Origin of the sequence: Lentzea indica, from assembly GCF_012184385.1 — a bacterium.
GTDB classification, from domain to species: Bacteria; Actinomycetota; Actinomycetes; order Mycobacteriales; family Pseudonocardiaceae; genus Lentzea; species Lentzea indica.
This window is the reverse complement of record NZ_VSRL01000458.1, coordinates 1-3,415: the sequence shown is the minus strand read 5'-3', so window position 1 is coordinate 3,415 and position 3,415 is coordinate 1. Positions and strand designations below refer to the sequence as shown.

2 protein-coding genes and 1 pseudogene are annotated in these 3,415 nt (G+C 66.7%); 1 reads left to right on the top strand and 2 read right to left on the bottom strand.

Annotated elements, in window-relative coordinates; genetic code table 11:
- Both resB and FXN61_RS48290 read right to left on the bottom strand, forming a co-directional pair.
- Positions 1–1,292, bottom strand: a pseudogene (resB, locus tag FXN61_RS48295) (cytochrome c biogenesis protein ResB); the annotation flags it as partial.
- A 41-nt stretch (positions 1,293–1,333) separates the two neighbouring features.
- Positions 1,334–2,110 carry a cytochrome c biogenesis CcdA family protein gene (locus FXN61_RS48290; protein WP_167980470.1) on the bottom strand — a complete coding sequence of 259 codons (777 nt, stop codon included), beginning with the start codon at positions 2,108–2,110 and terminating at the stop codon, positions 1,334–1,336.
- A 128-nt stretch (positions 2,111–2,238) separates the two neighbouring features.
- On the opposite strand from FXN61_RS48290, the gene FXN61_RS48285 reads away from it, so the two are divergent.
- Complete coding sequence (locus FXN61_RS48285; protein ID WP_167980469.1) at positions 2,239–3,225, top strand: M64 family metallopeptidase; 987 nt, start codon at positions 2,239–2,241, stop codon at positions 3,223–3,225.
- Positions 3,226–3,415: the final 190 nt, after the last annotated feature.

The window sequence follows — 3,415 nt, the reverse complement described above, 5'->3', positions numbered from 1 at the left end:
CAGGATGGCGAACACCAGCACGTAGCCCTGCGTCGGGTCGTGCGAGACCTGCAACGACACCCAGTCGTTCACGGAGTCGAAGCGCACCTTGGTGCCGTCTCGAGCGCGATCTCCTCGCCCAGCGCGAGGTTCTTGCGCGCGACCTTCTGCAACCGGCCCTGCTCGACCATCTTCATGTCGATCGAGAAGATCGACTGGCCGCGGCCGTCGTCCACGCCGAGGTCGCCGCGATACACGTCGACGGCGACCATCGGGTTGTTCAGGGCGGGGAACTTCGAGTTCAGGATGTTGCCGTGCAGCAACGGCGTCGGCGCGAGCAGTCCGGTCACCGCGATCTGGTTCTTGCGCCGCTGCTCGGAGTCCGTCACGAGCGGCGGGTCGAACTTCGTCGCACCCTCCGAGGCCAGCGTGAGCTGGTCGCTCGGCAGCCACTGGATGCCTTGCGTGCGCTTCTCGCCGTTCGGGAACGTCACCGTGAACGTCGGCGTGTACCCGTGGCCGAGCAGGTAGAGCCGGTCGCCGCCGGTCCGCAGCGGGTGGTTGACCTGCAGGTTGTACGGCCGCCACGTGTTCGTCGCGAGGTCGTCGCCCGACTGGTAGCGGATGTCTGCCTGGTAACCGACGGGCTGGCCGTTGTCGAGGTACTCGGCGGAGAACTTGCCGATCTCGACGCAGAACGGCGTGAGATCCGTGCCGTCGACCCGCAGGCCGGGCCGGAACGAGTCGTAGTTGAAGATGCCGCCGTTGCAGAACTGGCCGCCGTTGGCCTGGACGATGATCTGGCCCTCGTAGCTGAACATCTTGCCCAGCGCGAACGACACCAGCAGTCCCAGCAACGCGAAGTGGAAGACCAGGTTGCCGGTCTCGCGCAGGTACCCGCGCTCGGCGCTGACCGTGCCCTCACCGGTGTCCATCCGCCAGCCGCGCATGGCCTTCTTCGCCTTGGTGACGGCCTCTTCCGGCGTCACGTCGAGCACGGCCTGCACGTGGTGCGGCATGCGGGAGAGATTGCGCGGCGTCAGCACCGGCCTCGCGCGCATCTGCTTGAAGTACTCCCACGTGCGGGGCAGCAGACACCCGACGAGGGACGTGAACAGCAGCAGGTAGATCGCGGCGAACCACGGCGTGGCGTACACCTCGAAGAACCCGAGCTTGAGCAGGAACTGGCCCCACCAGCCGTGCTGGGCGACGTACTCGTCGACCTTGGCCGCGTTCAACGACAGCTGCGGCAGCAACGCGCCGGGCATCGCCGCGAGCGCGAGCAGGAACAGCAGGGTCAGCGCGGTCCTCATCGACGTGAGGCCGCGCCACGTGTTGCGGAGGAAGGCGATCACTAGAGCGGCAACTCCACGACGTCGACGAACGAGTAGCGCAGCCACCCGACGAACTCACCCCAGAGCCCGGTGACCAGAGCGATGCCCACCAGGATCAGCAGCACGCCACCGAAGATCTGCACCTGCCGCGCGTGAGAGCGCAGCCACTTCGTGACGCCCAACGCCCACCGCGCCCCGAGCGCGAGCACCACGAACGGCAACCCGAGCCCCAGGCAGTAGGCCAGCACCAGCACAGCCCCGCGAACCGTCGACGACCCGACCTCGGTGCTGCGCGCAACGGCAAGCACCCCGGCCAGCGTCGGCCCGAGACAAGGCGTCCACCCGAGCGCGAACACCGCCCCGAGCAACGGCGCCCCGAGCAGCCCCGCGTTGGGCTTGGTGTGGAACCGCACGTCCTTCTGCAGCGCAGGAACGAGCCCGAGGAACACCAGTCCCATCAGGATCGTGACGACCCCGCCGATGCGCTGGAACAGATCAGCATTGAGGAACAACGCGTCCGACGCGCCAAGGATGGCCATCGAGGCCAGCGCGAAGACCACGGTGAACCCGAGCACGAACAGCAGCGAGGCCCCAGCCACACGCCACCGCCCCTGCCTGGCCGGCTCGTTCGCCTCCACCCGAGGCGCCTCGGCACCGACCAGCCCAGCGAGGTACGCGAGGTAGCCGGGAACCAACGGCACCACGCACGGCGAGGCGAACGAAATGAACCCGGCGAGCAAAGCGACCCCGGTGGCCAGCAGCAACGGCCCGGAGATCGCCAGATCGGTGGGGTTCACACACCTCAGGGTAGGTAGTTGCCCGGATCACGTGCCCACCGGTGTCACTTTCACCCCGCCCTCACTGAGCCGGAAGTACCGACGATCGCCGCCTTGTGGGTGACATCACAGTTGCTTAGCGTCAGCGCATGCATCGTTCGCGGCTGATCCTCCCGGCGCTGACAGTCACCGCGCTGGCTCTGTTCGCGCAGGTACCGACCGGTGGCGCCGCGCCGGCGATGGAATGGCGCGAAGTCTTCAACGAGGACGGCTCCATCACCCAAACCCTCACCCCGAAGGCACCAGCCGAGAAAACAACAGGCCTCCGCGCGCTCGCCGCAGCCGAGGTCACCAAGATCCACGGCGAACGCGACTCCTCCGACGCCTTCGACCTCGTCTTCGTGGGCGACGGCTACACGAACGAGGACATCGCGACCTACACCGCCAACGTGAAAAGCAAGTGGGACGAACTCTCGGCCGTCCAGCCGTTCGCCGCCTACAAGGAGTACTTCAACGTCTGGCAGGTCAACGTCATCTCCACCGAGTCCGGTGTGGACCACGACCCGACCAAGGGCCTGCTGAAGGACACCGCCCTCGACATGGGCTTCTGGTGCCAGGGCCGAGACGCGAACACCGAGCGTCTCCTGTGCGTGAACGAGACCAAGGCCAAGGAGTACGCAGCCCTGGCCCCACAGGCAGACCAGGTCATCGCCCTGGGCAACACCACCAAATACGGCGGCGCAGGCGGCTCAGTGGCCACAGCCTCAGGCTCCAACGCCCAAGCGGGCCAGATCGCGATCCACGAACTGGGCCACTCCATCGGCGGCCTGGCAGACGAGTACGACTACCCGTACATCACCTACACAGGCACCGAACCGCGCGAGTTCAACGTCACCAAGGACCCAACCGGCGCAAAGTGGGGCGAGTACCTGAACCAGCCGTCACCGGACGGCGGCGTGATCGCCCCGGTCGAGGGCGCGAGGTACTACAAGAACGGCCTGTACCGCCCCACCGCCAACTCGATCATGCGAACCCTGGGCAAGGAGTTCAACTCGATCGGCAGGGACGCAATGATCAAGGCCTTCAAGGCCAAGATCCCAACGCTGAACACCCCAGCAGCACCCCCCGCGAACTAGCCGAAGCAGGCCGCGAGGCATCCCTCCACCGCAATGCCGCAGGCGAGCCGACCGCGAAGGCGCAGCCGAGCGCGCTTTTCACAAAGCCAGTAGGTGGGGTGGTCCCGTCACGAGTCGCAGGCGAAGCCCTGCCGCGCTCGGGATCTGGGGTCAAGTCGACACGCTTTTCGTCGACTTGACCCCAGATCCC